The 15,342-nt window shown below is 63.1% G+C and carries 10 protein-coding genes; 6 read left to right on the forward strand and 4 right to left on the reverse strand.

Going from position 1 to position 15,342, the window contains the following annotated elements; genetic code table 11:
* The first annotated feature begins 2 nt into the window (after positions 1-2).
* From VSR82_RS13345 to VSR82_RS13355, 3 genes are read left to right on the forward strand one after another with little or no spacing between them, the layout of a single operon-like run.
* Entirely contained in the window at positions 3-575 is a 573-nt protein-coding gene (locus tag VSR82_RS13345; protein WP_429460968.1) for a cupredoxin domain-containing protein, read from the forward strand.
* Positions 562-2,187 carry a b(o/a)3-type cytochrome-c oxidase subunit 1 gene (locus VSR82_RS13350; protein WP_429460970.1) on the forward strand — a complete coding sequence of 542 codons (1,626 nt, stop codon included), beginning with the start codon at positions 562-564 and terminating at the stop codon, positions 2,185-2,187. The genes VSR82_RS13345 and VSR82_RS13350 overlap by 14 nt, the downstream gene beginning before the upstream one ends.
* On the forward strand, positions 2,184-2,990 hold the full coding sequence (locus VSR82_RS13355) for a c-type cytochrome (protein WP_429460972.1): 807 nt from the start codon (positions 2,184-2,186) through the stop codon (positions 2,988-2,990). Before VSR82_RS13350 ends, VSR82_RS13355 begins: the two co-directional genes overlap by 4 nt.
* Positions 2,991-3,355: 365 nt before the next feature.
* Here the strand turns inward: VSR82_RS13355 and VSR82_RS13360 are convergent, their stop codons facing one another.
* The gene (locus VSR82_RS13360; protein ID WP_410848173.1) at positions 3,356-5,002 is read right to left on the reverse strand and encodes a methyl-accepting chemotaxis protein; all 1,647 of its coding nucleotides are present in this window, start codon (positions 5,000-5,002) and stop codon (positions 3,356-3,358) included.
* 261 nt (positions 5,003-5,263) lie between these two features.
* On the opposite strand from VSR82_RS13360, the gene VSR82_RS13365 reads away from it, so the two are divergent.
* Positions 5,264-6,064 carry a bestrophin-like domain gene (locus VSR82_RS13365; RefSeq protein ID WP_368584442.1) on the forward strand — a complete coding sequence of 267 codons (801 nt, stop codon included), beginning with the start codon at positions 5,264-5,266 and terminating at the stop codon, positions 6,062-6,064.
* 142 nt (positions 6,065-6,206) lie between these two features.
* Here VSR82_RS13365 and VSR82_RS13370 read toward each other — a convergent pair whose 3' ends face one another.
* The 3 genes from VSR82_RS13370 to ltrA form a co-directional block, all read right to left on the reverse strand.
* Complete coding sequence (locus VSR82_RS13370; protein ID WP_152851823.1) at positions 6,207-6,737, reverse strand: single-stranded DNA-binding protein; 531 nt, start codon at positions 6,735-6,737, stop codon at positions 6,207-6,209.
* A 146-nt stretch (positions 6,738-6,883) separates the two neighbouring features.
* Positions 6,884-8,071 (reverse strand): MFS transporter, encoded by a 1,188-nt coding sequence (locus VSR82_RS13375; RefSeq protein WP_368584440.1) that lies wholly within the window; start codon positions 8,069-8,071, stop codon positions 6,884-6,886.
* Between the two features lie 351 nt (positions 8,072-8,422).
* On the reverse strand, positions 8,423-10,123 hold the full coding sequence (ltrA, locus tag VSR82_RS13380) for a group II intron reverse transcriptase/maturase (protein ID WP_498857738.1): 1,701 nt from the start codon (positions 10,121-10,123) through the stop codon (positions 8,423-8,425).
* Positions 10,124-11,198: 1,075 nt separating this feature from the next.
* On the opposite strand from ltrA, the gene uvrA reads away from it, so the two are divergent.
* Complete coding sequence (uvrA, locus tag VSR82_RS13385; protein ID WP_429460990.1) at positions 11,199-14,072, forward strand: excinuclease ABC subunit UvrA; 2,874 nt, start codon at positions 11,199-11,201, stop codon at positions 14,070-14,072.
* Between the two features lie 34 nt (positions 14,073-14,106).
* Entirely contained in the window at positions 14,107-15,192 is a 1,086-nt protein-coding gene (locus tag VSR82_RS13390; protein ID WP_368584438.1) for an AI-2E family transporter, read from the forward strand.
* Positions 15,193-15,342 lie beyond the last annotated feature (150 nt).

Consider the following 15,342-nt stretch of genomic DNA (forward strand, 5'->3'; position numbering starts at 1 on the left):
CCATGTCGACCGACTCCTCACATCAACCCGGAAGCGGCCACGCGGTCGCACTGCGCGCCGAGCGGCGCTGGGCGATCTTCGCGGTCGCGCTGATCGTGCTGATGCTCGCCGTGATCGTGTTCGTGGGCGTGCATTGGTCGATGATGCCGCCGTCGCGCGTCGAGACGATCGATCCGTCGCGCCTGCAGCTATCCGGCGAATTCGCCGAAGACAACCTAGGCAGCGCGGTGCAGCCGGACGGCTCGGTGATCGTGCGCTTCGTCGCGCAGCAGTACTCGTTCACGCCGCAATGTCTGCTGGTGCCCGCCGATACGCCGATCACGATCCGCACCACCAGCGCCGACGTCGTGCACGGCCTGCTCGTCACCGACACCAACATCAACACGATGATCGTGCCCGGCTACGTCGCGACGCTGAACACGCAGTTCGACCATCCCGCCGATCACGCGATGCCGTGCCACGAATTCTGCGGTTTCGGCCATCAGGCCATGTGGGCGCACGTGAAGGTGATCGACAAAGCCGCCTTCTTCGAGCAGGCACGACAATCACGGAGACTGAGCTGTGTTCCACGCTAAGCGACTCGTACTCGCGCATTTCTGGCTCGCCTTCATCACGTTCGCGATCGCGCTATGCCTCGGCGCATGGCAGATGCTGGTGCGCAGTCCCCTGTTGCCGTGGATCGGCGATCCTGAGCTGTACTACCGTTCGGTCACCGCGCACGGCACCGTGATGGCCTACGTGATGCCGACGCTGGTCGCGATGGCCTTCGGCTACGCGATCGTCGAACTCTCGCTCGGGCAGCGCCTCGTCGGCCTCAAATGGGCGTGGGCCGCGCTCATCATGCTGCTGGTCGGCGCGGTGATGGCGATGGTGCCGGTCGCGCTCGGCCGCGCCTCGGTGCTCTACACGTTCTATCCGCCGATGATCGGCAGCCCGTTCTACTACCTCGGCGTCGTGCTGGTAGTGGTCGGCTCGTGGATCTGGGTCGCGCTGATGCATGTGAACCTGCGCATCTGGAAGCGTGCGAACCCGGGCAAACCCGTGCCGCTCGCGATGTTCGCGAACGTCGCGGGCGCGTACCTGTGGGCCTGGACCGCGGTCGGCGCGGCGCTCGAAATCCTGTTCCAGATCCTGCCGGTCGCGCTAGGCTTCGCCCATACGATCGACGCCGGCCTCGCCCGCGTGCTGTTCTCGTGGACGCTGCACGCGATCGTCTACTTCTGGCTGTTTCCGGCTTACATCGCGTTCTACACGCTGGTGCCACGCTCGATCGGCGGACGGCTCTACAGCGACTCGATGGCGCGGGTGTCGTTCATCCTGTTCCTCGTGTTCGCAATGCCGATCGGCATCCATCACCTGTTCGTCGATCCGCAAGTCGGCGCTGGCTTCAAGTTCGTGCACGCGGTGTTCACCGGCATGGTGTCGGTGCCGACGCTGCTGACCGTGTTCACGATCTGCGCGTCGGTGGAAATCGCCGGTCGGCTGCGCGGCGGCAAGGGCGCGCTCGGCTGGCTGACCGCGTTGCCGTGGAGCAACCCGATCATGCTGGCAGTCGCGTTCTCGTTCGTGATGCTTGGCTTCGGCGGCGCGGGCGGCCTCATCAACATGAGCTATCAGTTGAACTCGACCGTGCACAACACGCAGTGGGTGACCGGCCACTTCCACCTGATTTTCGGCGGCGCGATCGTCATCATGTACTTCGTGATCGCATACGAACTGTGGCCGCATCTGACCGGCCGCGCGATCGTGTCGGTGAAACTGATGCGTACGCAATTGTGGCTGTGGTTCATCGGCATGATGGTGGTCACGATACCGTGGCATTGGGTCGGCCTGCTCGGCGCGCCGCGCCGCATGGCCTATTACGACTACGCGATGCCCGGCGTGCAGGGACAGGGCGTGTGGGTCGTCATGTCGGCGGTGGGCGGCCTGATCCTGCTGGTGTCCGGCCTGCAGTTCGTTTATATCCTCGCGAAATCGCAGTTCGGCCCCGAGGAAGAACCGCCGGCGTTCCGTTTCGCGGTCGCGGCGCACCCGGTCGAGCGCGTGCCGGTCGCGCTCAACGGCTTCGGCCTGTGGGTCGCGCTGATGATCGGGCTCACGGTCGTCAACTACAGCTTCCCGATCGTCCAGTTGCTCAAACTGCCGCAGACTTCGGTGCCGGCAGTCGTCGTCGGAGCGCCGCGATGAACGAAGAACGCCTGTTCACCCTGCGCAATCCGTGGTTCGTGTGGAGCGTCGGCGGCACGGTTGCGATCGCGATCGTCGCGATTCTGATCGGCTTCGTGTGGCTGCCGTCGGCGAGCACCGCATTCGGCGACCTCAGCCTGTGGGCGCGGATTTGCGGCGCCGCCGGCGTGCCGTCGAGCTGGTACAGCGGCAATGAGAAGAGCCAGGTGCCGAGCGACGTCGTCGTATTGCCGCCTTCGGGCGCGAATCACCCGTTGGCGGATTCGATCGGTCGCGGCGCGACGCTTGCGAATCAGCACTGCTCGATGTGCCACGGCGTGCTCGCTACCGTGCAGGTCACCGCGCCGCCGCTAGCCGGACAGTACGCCGACGCGATCTACAAGGAACTGCGCGATTTTCAGAGCGGCCAGCGGCCAAGCGCGGTCATGCAGGCGATCATCGCCGGACGCAGCGACCAGGATCTGCACGATCTGGCCGCCTACTACGCGTCGCTCCCGCTCGCTCCGGCGGCCGAGAAAACCCGGGCCGGCGAAGGCCCCGATCCGATTGCTGTCAGGCTCGTGATGCAGGGCGATCCGCAGCGCAATATCGCGCCGTGCGCGGCGTGCCATGGCCAGCTCGATCGCAAGGGCGCGGCACCGTGGCTCGGCGGACTGTCGGCGGCTTATCTGACCGCGCAGTTGCAGGCGTTCGCTTCGGGCGCTCGGGCCAACGACATCAACGAGCAGATGCGCAACGTCGCGCGGCAGATGACGCCCGAGGAAATGGACGCCGTGGCGAGGTATTACGCGGCCATGCAGTAGTGGGAAGGTGGGAAGTCGCGCGGTGACGCAGCGCAGTGGCTCGTCACGCCGTGAGCCATTCGCTATCGCAACCGGGCTCGTGATGCAGGGCCATCCGCAACGCAATCTCGGACCGTGCGCCGCGCGTCACGGCCAACTCGATCTCAAGATCCCGGCGCCGTGGCTCGGCGACAATCAACGGCTTATCTGACCGCGCAGATGCAGGCGTTCGCTTCGGGCGCGGCGCAACAACATCAACTAGCAGATGTGCAACCTCGCACCGCCGATGGCGCTTGAGGAAGTCGACGCCGTGGTGAGGTATTACGAAGCCATCCAATAGAGAGAGACTGGATAAGTTGCGCGGTGATCCCGCGCAACGGTTCGCATCACGCCGCGACGAACTCGCTATCCAGGCTGCGCTCGCGGACAACTCCGGCCCGCTTCGCGCCCGGCGCAGCAACACCGCCGCGCGACTCGCTGCCGGTCTGGAACACCGCCACCGCCGCCGACAGGCGCCGTGCCTGATCTTCCAGCGAACTCGCCGCCGCGGCCGCCTGCTCGACGAGCGCCGCGTTCTGCTGCGTGACCTCGTCCATCTGACCGACCGCGCGATTGACCTGATCGATGCCGGTGCTCTGTTCGAGCGCCGCCGCCGCGATCTCGTTCATGATCGAACTGACGCGCGCGATCGCGCCGACGATGTCGTTCATCGTCGTACCCGAGCGTTCGACGAGCTGCGAGCCCTGCTCCACGCGCGCGGTAGACGCATCGATCAAGCCCTTGATCTCCTTGGCCGCCGCCGCGCTGCGCTGGGCGAGCGAGCGCACTTCGCTCGCGACGACCGCGAAGCCGCGTCCCTGCTCGCCGGCGCGCGCCGCCTCGACCGCGGCGTTCAGCGCGAGGATGTTGGTCTGAAACGCGATCCCCTCGATCACACCGACGATATCGGCAATCTGTCGCGAATCGTCGACGATGCCGTGCATCGTGCCGACCACCTTGTCGGTCAACTCGCCACCCTGCGCGGCCAGCGTCGAGGCGCCCTGCGCGAGCGTGCTCGCCTGCTTCGCGTTGTCGGCCGTCTGTTTGACCGTCGAGGTCAGCTCTTCGATGCTCGCGGCCGTTTCCTCGAGCGCCGCGGCCTGCTCCTCGGTACGTTGCGACAGATCGGCGTTGCCCGCTGCGATCTCGCTGACGCCGGTATCGATCGATTCGGTGCCTTGACGAACCGCGTTGACGGTCGCGATCAGCGACTCCTGCATCTTGCGCAGCGCAGCCGCGAGACGACCCATTTCGTTGTCGCCGAGCACTTCGACGCGGCCGCTCAGGTCGCCATTGGCGATGCGCTGGAACTGCGCGATCGTCGCATCGACCGGCGTGACGATCGCGCGCACGAGCACGAAGCGGGCGAGCAAGCCGCCGACCAGCGACAGCGCAATGCCGATCGCCACCGCGGTGCTGATCGCGTAGAACAGGTCCTGAGCATCCTTATAGCGCTGGGCGCCATGATCGAGCTGCAACTGCTCGAGCGCGAGCATTGCCTTCTCGTACGCGCTGTACAGCGATGGCAGCTTATGCGCCTGCAATTGCTGGAAGGCGTTGGTGTCGCTCGACCTCAGCGCGGCGAGCGTCGGATCGACGCCATCGCGCAGAAACGCGTCGCGTTTTTGCTGCATGTCGGCGATCAGACGCTGCTCATCGGCATCCGTGCCCGCATGGCTCAAATAGTGGGCAAGCCGCTCGTCGGAGGCTTTGCGGTACTGATCGAAGCGCTTGAGCACCGCGCTCGCGCCGTCCTGATCGTTCAGCGCGACGAGCGACGCGTAGGTCGCAAGCGCCAGACGCAGCCGCAGCAACTGGCCGGAGCTGCCTTCGAGGTCGGCGACGGCGGGCGTGTCGACCGTGTACATCTGCTGCAGCGACGCGTTCGACGAGCGCAGCGACAACAATCCCGCGGCCGCGCCGAGCAGCAGCACGATGCCGAAGAACACGATCATCAGGGTGAGGCTGGTGCGAATCGACAGCTTTTTCAACATCGGACTGGTCTCCTTGGGCTGCCCGGCCGATGGTTCCGTATCGTTGACGATAGCTGCATGGCCACGCAGGCTGCGCCCACGCCGTTCGGCCCGGTCCGCAACTTGTCTGAAAATTAAGCAAACAGCACATTGAGGACAACGGCGCATCGGTGGAAAACTTTATGGTTGATCGCTCGCCCCGCTTGCGTTACATCAATGGAGTCTCGAAGCCCGTTTGCTGCAGCCCTTCTGTCGAAGCCCCTTCCTGCCCGGAGCGCGCCCATGTCGGAAATCGGTTCGGCCGTACTCGTGTTCGCGCTGCTGCTGATCGCCACCGGCCTCGGCGTCGGGGTGCGGCCGCTGCTGCCGGAGGAGCACAAGGCGCACGAGACCGTACAGCTGGTGCAGCTCGTGATCGGCATGCTGGTGACGTTCGCCGCGCTGGTGCTGGGTTTGATGACGGCATCGGCGAAATCGAGCTTCGACACCGCGTCGAACGATCTGCGCACCTATGCGGCCGAACTGATCGAATTCGACACGACGCTGCGCGAGCTCGGCAGCGCGGCCGACGGGTCGCGACGCCTGTTGCGCCAGTACACAGCGGCGGCGATCGCGTCGACGTGGCCGCGCGAGCCCGCGCCGAGCGGCGACTACCCGCGCGATCTCGGTTCGCCCGACAGTTCGCAGCAACTCGAAAACGTGCGTCTGGGCGACATGCTGACCACGGTGGGGCGGCAATTGCGACAACTGCGCACGCAGGATGCGTTGCAGCAACGCGCGCTCGATGACGCGCTGATTCAGTACCGCCGCGTCATCGACGCGCGCTGGAAGATCATCGAGGAAGCGCACAGCTCGATTTCGCAGCCGTTCTTCAAGACGCTGACGTTCTGGCTAGGCGTGATCTTTCTGAGCTTCGGGTTGATCGCGCCGCGCAATGCGTTGGCGCTGGTGACGATCACGCTGGGAGCGGTGTCGATTGCTTCGGCGGTTTATGTGATCGTCGATCTGGATACGCCGTTCACCGGGCCGATCGTGATTTCGAGTCTGCCGTTGCGGGATGCACTGGAGCATTTGAGCCGGTGATTTTCGGCGGAAAGGCTCCGTGCGCGCGTGTGACGTAAAAAATGCCGCCAAACAGAAAGGCCCGCTTTCCTCACAGAAAGCGGGCCTTTCTCGTTGTATCGATCAGCGGGACGCTGGTCGGGTCGGCATGGAGCCGGAACGGTCAGAACGGAATATCGTCGTCCATCTCGTCGAAGCCGCCACCAGCCGGCGCGCTCGGACGGCTCGCGCCGCCACCGCCGCTGCCGCCGCGCGAGCCGCCGCCCGACGACATGCCGCGGCCACCACCGCCGCCGCTACGCTCCGACGGCTCGCCACGGCTATAACCGCCTTCGTCGCCGCCACCCATCGATGCGCCGCCACGGCCGCCGAGCATCTGCATTTGTTCCGCGACGATTTCGGTCGAGTAACGATCGGTACCGTCCTGGGCTTGCCACTTACGCGTGCGGATGCGCCCTTCGAGGTACACCGACGAGCCCTTCTTCAGATATTCCGCCACGATTTCCGCGAGGCGGCCGAAGAACGCGACGCGGTGCCACTCGGTGGCTTCCTTCATCTCGCCCGACGCCTTGTCCTTGTAGCGGTCCGTCGTCGCAAGGCGGATGTTCGCCACTGCGTCGCCGCTCGGAAGATAGCGAACTTCCGGATCGGCGCCGAGGTTGCCGACCAGAATGACCTTGTTCACGGATGCCATGAATTTCTCCTGTTGATTCCTGTTGCAGGCGGCGCGGCACTACGCGGTTCGCGTCTCATGGCCGGCAGGCCCGAGACCAGAAGAGCGCCTCTGCCCGCCGCCGGGTGAGTTCTGGATGATTCGGGAAGTGCCCCGAGTACGCTGCGTTATGCCTTGCGCGGCGGCTGTTTCATCTTTGCGGCGATTATAAGCCAGCAAAATACCAGCCCGGAGCAGGCGAAGAAAACCGCGCTCTGGCCGTTCATCTTCAGCAGCCAGCCGCCGACCATCCCGCCCAGCGCAAGACCGATCGACTGCGTGGTGTTGTACACGCCGGCCGCGGCTCCCTTGCGGGTACCGGGCGCGAGCTTCGACACCAGCGAAGGCTGCGAGGCTTCGAGAATATTGAAGCCGAGGAAGTACACGAACAGGATCGCCGCCACACTTAGAATCGTATGCGGAGCAACGCCCAATAACAACTGGCCGATCAGGATAAGGGCGATCGCCGACAACAGCACGATCTTCATCTTGCCGCGCTTCTCGGCGGCGATGATCGCCGGCACCATCATCACGAACGACAGCCCCATCACCGGCAGATACACCTTCCAGTGCGACGCGACCGGCAGCCCGCCTGCTTCGAGAATGCGCGGGACGACGAGGAACAGCGCGGTTTGCGTCGCGTGCAGCACGAGCACGCCGAAATTCAAGCGCAGCAGCTCGACGTTGTGGAGCACTTCGGCGAACGGCGCGCGCACGTGCACCGGCTTCGGCGCATCGGGCACGACCCACAGCACCACCCCAATCGCGAGGATCGCGAACACGCCGACCAGCGTGAAGAGTCCGCTCATGCCGAGCCAATGGAACACGATCGGCGCGCCGACGATCGCGACCGCGAACGACACACCGATGCTGCCGCCGACCATCGCCATCGCCTTCGTGCGATGTTCCTCCGCGGTCAGATCGGCGATGAAAGCGATCACCGCCGACGACACCGCGCCCATCCCCTGAATCACCCGGCCGACGATGATCCACGTCATGTCGTGCGCGGCCGCCGCGACGAAGCTGCCGATCGCGAAGATCAGCAGGCCCGTCGCGATCACCGGCTTGCGGCCGATCTTGTCGGAGATCCAGCCGTAGAAGATGTAGAGCATCGACTGCGTGACGCCGTACGCGCCGAGCGCGATGCCGACGAGCAGCACGTTCTCGCCACCCGGGATGGTCTTCGCGTAGATCGAGAACACCGGCATGATCATGAAGAGACCCAGCATGCGCAGCGCGAAGATGGCGGCAAGCGACACGGTCGCGCGCAATTCGGGCGCGCTCATGCGTGTGGAGATGGCGGACGGATTGGACATCGAAGCGTTGTTTGAATGAACCGGGCGGGCGAGCCCGTGGCGACAGCCTTGAGCGCCAGCACAGTGGAGCAGGACGAACAGGCGGGCGGCTAGCTCCGGCATATCGGCAGGTCCGCGCCGAGGAGACGTCGCAAAGCGACGCGCAAAGCCCGTGCCCTACCGTCCCCGCCGATGCTCGCGGCATCTTGTACTCGCGGAAAACGGCCCCAGCTACGCCTCTTTCCCGCTGTCAGCACGCCGTAACGGCGGTCTGGGTCGGGTAGCCCGACCTTCTTGCGAAGATCGGGCCCCCCGAGAACCGTACGTGCGAGTTTCCACGCATACGGCTCAAATCTACAAACTAAGTTCTGTCTACGACAGAACCGGCTTAGCTACTACGATTTTACCAGCGTGCACCTGCTGGTGGCAGTGCGGGTGAAGCAGTACCCGGTTGGACAACGCGTCCGACCCGCCATGCATCCGATACTCCAGATGATGGTCATGCCAGCCGGTGTCCTCCGTCAGGGCACAGCCACAGTGCGCACACAGCCCGCTCTGCGACATATATAGCGTCGCCCATTGCTTCCGGTAACGCACCGATTCCCACATGCGTTCCTGACGCAACTGCTCGCCATACTGCTCCCACGTCGGATCAAAGGGATGGTAGTCCCCTTTCACCTTCTTGTGCCGTTTGATGGCCGTACCGTTGATCTGGTACAACTCAAACAGTCCCTTGCTACCGTCTTTCCAAACCACGGGAGCGGCAAAGACCCACTGTCGTTCACCAACGGAGTGGAAGTACTTCTGTCCCACCCATCTGGCGTTCTTCTGCGGGTGTCGCCTCCTCGACCACCACCAGAGTCTCCGGAAAACCAGATACTCCATGCGGTTGTACGCCTCCTTGGCCACGACGGGACTGTGATACTGCGCCCAGCCCCGTAGCATCGGGTTCAGCAGCCGGATCAGATCCTCCTGCCTCACCGTCTTGTTGCCGCTGATCGTTTCCGACACCTTGCGATAGAACGCTTGCGCGTTTTTCTTGCTCGGCTTGATGAGCAGTTTTCCCGAGTACTTCCGGAAATTCCACCCAAGGAAATCGAAGCCGTCATCAATGTGGGTGATCCGCGTTTTCTCCTCCGACAGTCGCAGTCCCCGGACAGCAAGGAATGCTTCCACCCAAGGCTTGACCTCGCTCTCCAGCATCTCTTTCGAGTCGCCGGTGATAACAAAATCATCCGCGTATCGCACCACATTCACTTTCAGCTTCTTGGCTTTCGCGATCCCGAACTTCGCACCGAGGTGCGCAGCTAGTTCACGTTCCAACCCATTCAGCGTTACATTGGCCAGCGTCGGGGAAATGATGCCCCCCTGCGGCGTACCGGCCTCCGTCGCCTGCAACTGACCTTTATAAATCAGGCCAGCCTTCAACCACTTAAGCAGAATGCCTCTGTCCATTGGGACATTGGCAGCCAGCCAGTCGTGATTGATCCAGTCAAAGCAGCCTTTGATGTCCGCTTCCAGCACCCACCGGGCAGAGCCCTTCTGGGACATGGCGACGAAGATCTGCGACATGGCGTCGGCCGTCGAACGATTAAGTCTGAACCCGTAAGAGTTCGGATCGCTCGTCGATTCCGATACCGGCTCCAGCGCCAGCAGATACAGGGCCTGCATCGCCCTGTCCCGCATGGTCGGAATGCCCAGAGGGCGCTCCTTCCCATTGGCCTTGGGGATAAAGACCCTCCGTAATGGCAGAGGCTTGTATCCGCGCCGCTTCAACCGGCCGATGGCTTCCCATCGGCTCTCAGGCGAATCCCATAGCTCGCGATCGACTCCAGCCGTTCGCGCACCCTGGTTCTGCGTAACACGTCGTACCGCGTACAGCTTTGCGGACAACGTGCGGGTCAGCATCCGTTGCAGGGCTCTCACCCTGCGCCAGTCACCTTCCCGCGTCGCCTTCGCAATTCGAATCTGCATCCCTCTCACGGTCCGTTCGACCCGACGCCAATCTACGGCGTACCAGTTGTCCGGCGCGTGGGAAAGCGCAGATCCATCCTTTCGGACGGATACTCTCATGCTGCTCTCCTACCTTGGGTTGATCATTCCCATAGCAGAAGGCGCATCTTCCCCAGCGGGGCAGATACACCCCGCTGGGGAACAACAGTTGAACAAATGTGGGCGCATGCGCCCACATCTCATCCATCGACTACACACGGGCGCGAACGCCCGTGTCTACCAAAGTCCTAAGGTCTGTCAGCCATCTTGCGACGGTAGACCAGACGGAAGTCTGCCCGCTTTCGCGTGGGATGATGTCTCAATCCCTATCCGGACCATTACAGCCCGGCGTTCGCTTTTTCCGTCCTCCCATACCCGCACAGTCAACAGCGTTCCTTGCGGTCCGCCTGCCTGCAGTGCTCCGCAGGCAACCATACGGGCTTACCACGTTCCCGGCATGTCACACGACTGACTTAGGTTCTGCCTCTTCCCCGGCGGTCTAACGACGACGTGAACCGAACTTCCAACGGTTCAACCGACCGCACACCGTTTGGTTGATGCCTATCAGCAGCTTTGGCACCTCTATAATCACGAGGTTTATCAGCAGTTCACTTACATTAACCGTATCAGCCAGCCTAGCTCCTTGACCCCCTTGCTGCTAGGAGTCTCCGAGTGACTTCCTCGCGGTAGTCACCCGCCCGAAACATCCGGGGGCTACATTGTCAGAGAAGCTTCACACCCCACCGTTAGCCAGTGACGCATGTCCTCCTAGGCTACTGCTGGTCGTACAGCAGGTTCTCTCCCTCGCAGATACATCCCGCGGGGCGAACAATGACACACCGGGCTTGCGCTCGACATACCCTGAAAATTACATACTCCAATCCGCTTTGTTAGCGGAATTGAAGCCGCTAACTGGCGGAGCCTGACGGTAATCAGGCCAATGCAATTACTCACAAGAGTCCGAGGACTCCAGAGCGTCTAAGGCTACGAGTCCAGGCCATACAGCACCCGGTTTCGTTTGCTACACAAGGGGTGGCCCAAGGTGCCACCAATGGGACGGCTTGCGCCGTCCAGTCGATGCGACGCGTGTCGCACAAAAGTCGTTATAGTAGCAGGTTTGGCCTCTTTCCCTTTCCGCAGTTCATGGAATAAATCCGTGGAACAAATCCGTATTCGTGGGGCTCGCACCCACAACCTGAAGAACGTCAATCTCGACCTACCGCGTCACAAGCTCGTCGTTATCACGGGGCTTTCGGGCTCCGGCAAATCGTCGCTGGCGTTCGATACGCTGTACGCGGAAGGGCAGCGGCGCTACGTCGAAAGTCTGTCCGCCTATGCACGGCAGTTCCTGCAACTGATGGAAAAGCCCGACGTCGACCTGATCGAAGGGTTGTCGCCGGCTATCTCGATCGAGCAGAAGGCGACCTCACACAATCCGCGTTCGACGGTCGGCACCGTCACCGAAATCCACGATTATCTGCGTCTGCTGTTCGCGCGCGTCGGCACGCCCTACTGCCCCGATCACGAAATTCCGCTCGAAGCGCAAAGCGTGTCCCAGATGGTCGACGCGGCGCTCGCACTGCCTGAAGAAACGCGCGTGATGATCCTCGCGCCCGTCGTCAGCGATCGCAAGGGCGAGCACACCGATCTGTTCGAGGACATGCAGGCGCAAGGCTTCGTGCGCTTTCGCGTGCGCTCGGGCGGCGGCACCGCCAACGAAGGCAGCGCGAAAATCTACGAAGTCGACTCGCTGCCGAAGCTGAAGAAAAACGACAAGCACACGATCGACGTCGTGATCGACCGTTTGCGCGTGCGTCCCGACATGAAGCAGCGTCTCGCCGAATCGTTCGAAACGGCGCTGCGTCTCGCCGATGGCCGCGCGATCGCGCTCGAAATGGATAGCGACAAGGAGCACCTGTTCAGCTCGAAGTTCGCCTGCCCGATCTGCTCGTATTCGCTGCAGGAACTCGAGCCGCGGCTGTTCTCGTTCAACAACCCGATGGGTGCGTGCCCCGAGTGCGACGGCCTCGGCCAGATCACGTTCTTCGATCCGAAGCGGGTGGTCGCGCATCCGTCGCTGTCGCTCGCGGCGGGGGCCGTCAAAGGTTGGGACCGGCGCAACCAGTTCTACTTCCAGATGCTGCAGAGCCTCGCGGCGTTCTACGACTTCGACATCGACACCGCATTCGAGGACCTGCCGGAAAAAGTCCGAAAGATCTTGTTGTACGGTTCGGGCAAGCAGGAGATTCCGTTCTCGTACATCAACGAGCGCGGCCGCACGTCGGTGCGCGAGCACGTGTTCGAAGGGATCATCCCAAATCTGGAGCGGCGCTACCGCGAAACCGATTCGTCCGCGGTACGCGAAGAACTCGCCAAGTATCAGAACAACCAGCCGTGCCCGGCGTGCGCGGGCACCCGGCTGCGTCGCGAGGCGCGGTTCGTGCGCATCGGCGCCGACAGCGACGCGCGCGGCATCTTCGAGATCAGCGGCTGGCCGTTGCGCGATGCGCTCGGCTACTTCCAGACGCTGCGCCTCGAAGGCTCGAAGCGCGAGATTGCCGACAAGGTCGTGAAGGAAATCGTCGCGCGACTGATGTTCCTGAACAACGTCGGGCTCGATTACCTGTCGCTCGAGCGCAGCGCGGAAACGCTGTCGGGCGGTGAAGCGCAGCGCATTCGCCTCGCCTCGCAGATCGGCTCGGGGCTGACCGGCGTGATGTACGTGCTCGATGAACCGTCGATCGGCCTGCATCAGCGCGACAACGACCGGCTGATCTCGACGCTCAAGCATCTGCGCGACCTCGGCAACTCGGTGATCGTCGTCGAGCACGACGAGGACATGATCCGCATGGCCGACTACGTGGTCGACATGGGCCCGGGCGCCGGCGAACATGGCGGCATGGTGATCGCAGAGGGCACGCCCAAAGAGATACAGAAGAACGCGGCGTCGCTGACGGGCCAGTACATGTCGGGCGCGCGCACGATCGAATACCCGGACGAGCGCAAGGAACCGGACGAGCGGCACCTGCGCATCGTCGAGGCGTACGGCAACAATCTGCACAACGTGACGCTCGATCTGCCGGTCGGTTTGCTGACCTGCGTGACCGGCGTGTCCGGCTCGGGCAAGTCGACGCTGATCAACGACACGCTGTATCAGGCGGTCGCGCATCATCTGTACGGCTCGGCCACGGAGCCGGCGCCGTACGAGTCGATCGAGGGCCTCGAGCACTTCGACAAGGTGATCAACGTCGACCAGTCGCCGATCGGCCGCACGCCGCGCTCGAATCCGGCAACCTACACCGGCCTGTTCACGCCGATCCGCGAGCTGTTCGCGGGCGTGCCGGCCGCCAAGGAGCGCGGCTACGACCCGGGCCGCTTCTCGTTCAACGTCAAGGGCGGGCGCTGCGAATCGTGCCAGGGCGACGGCGTGCTGAAGGTCGAAATGCACTTCCTGCCCGACGTGTACGTGCCGTGCGACGTCTGCCACGGCAAGCGTTACAACCGCGAAACGCTCGACATCCAGTACAAAGGCAGCAACATCAGCGAAGTGCTCGACATGACGGTCGAACACGCGTACGAGTTCTTCAAGGCCGTGCCGGTCGTCGCGCGCAAGCTGAAAACCCTGCTGGACGTCGGTCTCGGCTATATTCGCCTTGGGCAGTCGGCCACCACACTGTCGGGCGGCGAGGCACAGCGGGTGAAACTGTCGCTGGAACTGAGCAAACGCGATACCGGTCGCACGCTATACATCCTTGACGAACCGACCACCGGCCTGCACTTTCACGATATCGCGCTGTTGCTGGAAGTCATACACCGGTTACGTGACCAGGGTAATACCGTCGTGATCATCGAACATAATCTCGATGTAATCAAAACCGCGGACTGGGTCATCGATCTTGGCCCCGAAGGCGGCGCCGGCGGCGGGCAGATCATCGCCCAAGGCACGCCCGAGCAAGTTGCGAAGTCGAAGGCCAGTTTTACCGGAAAATATCTGGCGCCGCTGCTCAAGCGCGCCGCCAGTACAAAATAACGCTGCACTATCGAGGTTGGAGACGGGATAAGCCATGACCAAGCGTAATCAGGCGCGCGAAGAAGATCGGGTGCAGGACCTGCGCCCGCGCCCGGTCAGGCTGACCAGCGACATGAGTTTGCCGAAGCTGTCGGCGGTCGAGATCGGCAGCTACGTCGTGATGCTGTTCGGCATGTGGGCGGTCATCGAACTGAAGCTGCTCGGCGCGCTGCTCGCCGGGCTGCTGGTGTTTCAGCTCGTGCAAATGATCGCGCCGCGCATCGAACGTCACATGTCGAGCAGGCGGGCGCGCTGGCTCGCGGTGGTGCTCCTGTCGACGGTGATCGTCGGCGCGCTGACGGGGCTCACGCTCGGCATCATCTCGCATTTCGAGAACGACGTGCCCAGCGTGCAGGCGCTGCTCGATCAGGCCATGCAACTGATCGACCAGGCGCGCGGCAGGATTCCGCAGTTCGTCGCGAACTATCTGCCGGTCGACACCGAGCAGATGAAGACGAAGGCCGCGGAACTGATGCACACGCACGCGAACATGCTGCAGCAAAGCGGCACGACCGCGGCGCGCGCGTTCACGCACGTGCTGATCGGCATGATCATCGGCGCGATCATCGCAGTCGGCGCCCAGAAGCATATGCAGCGGCTGCCGCTGTCCACCGCGTTCGTCACGCGCGTCACGCGTTTTGCCGACGCGTTTCGCCGCATCGTGTTCGCGCAGGTGAAGATTTCCGCACTCAACGCGGTATTCACGGCGATCTTCCTGCTCGTGATCCTGCCGACCTTCCACGACCGGCTGCCGCTGTCGAAAACGCTGGTGCTCGTCACGTTCATCGTGGGTCTGCTGCCGGTGATCGGCAATCTGATCTCGAACACCATCATCGTCGCGGTCGCGCTGTCGGTGAGTTTTCCGGCGGCGATCATGTCGCTCGTGTTCCTGATCCTGATTCACAAGCTCGAGTACTTTCTGAACGCGCGGATCGTCGGCGGTCAAATCGAGGCGCGCGCGTGGGAACTGCTGATCGCGATGCTGGTGATGGAAGCAGCGTTCGGTATCGCCGGGGTCATCGCCGCGCCGATTTTTTATGCGTACATCAAGCGGGAGCTGATTTATTTGCGGTTGGTGTGAGCGGGACTAGGGTGAGCTTCAAAGTCAGCACTCACTAACGCTCCTCAGCACGCACCGCCCAGCAGTCCAGTCAGGCGACGAAAGCGAAGCGGCATCGTCGCCTGCTGCTGACAGAAAACTTGCAGCCGACGGCACTACCCCCTAAGATGC

The sequence above is a fragment of the Burkholderia sp. JPY481 genome (assembly GCF_038900515.1).
GTDB classification, from domain to species: domain Bacteria; phylum Pseudomonadota; class Gammaproteobacteria; order Burkholderiales; family Burkholderiaceae; genus Paraburkholderia; species Paraburkholderia youngii.

What these genes read in the sequence shown, in the direction of transcription:
- VSR82_RS13345 (WP_429460968.1), top strand. Translation starts at nt 3, where the DNA reads ATGTCGACCGACTCCTCACATCAACCCGGAAGCGGCCACGCGGTCGCA.
- VSR82_RS13355 (WP_429460972.1), top strand. Translation starts at nt 2,184, where the DNA reads ATGAACGAAGAACGCCTGTTCACCCTGCGCAATCCGTGGTTCGTGTGG.
- VSR82_RS13360 (WP_410848173.1), bottom strand. Translation starts at nt 5,002, where the DNA reads ATGTTGAAAAAGCTGTCGATTCGCACCAGCCTCACCCTGATGATCGTG.
- VSR82_RS13365 (WP_368584442.1), top strand. Translation starts at nt 5,264, where the DNA reads ATGTCGGAAATCGGTTCGGCCGTACTCGTGTTCGCGCTGCTGCTGATC.
- VSR82_RS13370 (WP_152851823.1), bottom strand. Translation starts at nt 6,737, where the DNA reads ATGGCATCCGTGAACAAGGTCATTCTGGTCGGCAACCTCGGCGCCGAT.
- VSR82_RS13375 (WP_368584440.1), bottom strand. Translation starts at nt 8,071, where the DNA reads ATGTCCAATCCGTCCGCCATCTCCACACGCATGAGCGCGCCCGAATTG.
- ltrA (WP_498857738.1), bottom strand. Translation starts at nt 10,123, where the DNA reads ATGAGAGTATCCGTCCGAAAGGATGGATCTGCGCTTTCCCACGCGCCG.
- VSR82_RS13390 (WP_368584438.1), top strand. Translation starts at nt 14,107, where the DNA reads ATGACCAAGCGTAATCAGGCGCGCGAAGAAGATCGGGTGCAGGACCTG.